Here is an 833-nt window from a genome sequence, read left to right as displayed (position 1 = left end):
GGGTCGTCCGCCCCACCGCACCCGCCAATAAACGGCATGGCCACTATGCAACTGGTTGCCATGACAACAAAAAGATGACGTCGACTACCCATGGTTGTCTCCTCACGTTTTGAAACTTGTTGTGTTTTGGGCCGGCGAATGTGTGCAACAGCCGGTCAATACCCCCGCCTGCCGGCAAACGACGGCCGACAGCACACGACCTGCCCCATCGGCAGATCGACCTGCAAACGACAAAAACGACGGACGTGCTGTGGTCGCGTTAACCGACGGCCAGCCGGTCTCACGCAGATCGGCCGGGCGCCGATCCCAAGAACAATCGAGGTAACGTTACTAGCGTGGACCCCGCACGTGCTGGACACCGCGCAGCAGTTCGTGTCCGTATCGGATTCCGACCGCGAGGTGAAGAAGGTGCCGCTGCTGCGCGGCAAGAGCGTGTTCAACCTGTTCTTCGAGAACTCCACGCGCACGCGCACGACGTTCGAGATCGCGGCCAAGCGGCTGTCGGCGGACGTGATCAATCTGAACATCAATGCGTCGTCCACGAGCAAGGGCGAGTCGCTGCTCGACACGATCAACAACCTGTCGGCGATGCAGGCGGACATGTTTGTCGTGCGGCATGCCAGTTCCGGGGCGCCGTACCTGATCGCGGAGCACGTCGCGCCGCACGTGCATGTGATCAATGCAGGCGATGGCCGTCATGCGCACCCCACGCAGGGGCTGCTCGACATGTTCACCATCCGCCACTACAAGAAGGATTTCTCCAACCTGACGGTGGCCATCGTCGGTGACATCCTGCACTCGCGCGTGGCGCGTTCCGATATCCATGCGTTGAC

The 833-nt window shown here is 61.1% G+C and carries 1 pseudogene; it reads left to right on the top strand.

The window, feature by feature from the left end:
• Nucleotides 1–288: 288 nt before the first annotated feature.
• Nucleotides 289–833, top strand: a pseudogene (pyrB, locus tag FUT88_RS25410) (aspartate carbamoyltransferase catalytic subunit); the annotation flags it as partial.

The organism is Ralstonia sp. TCR112 (assembly GCF_007997035.1).
Classification (GTDB): domain Bacteria; phylum Pseudomonadota; class Gammaproteobacteria; order Burkholderiales; family Burkholderiaceae; genus Ralstonia; species Ralstonia edaphi.
This window is presented reverse-complemented; position numbering and strand designations above follow the sequence as displayed.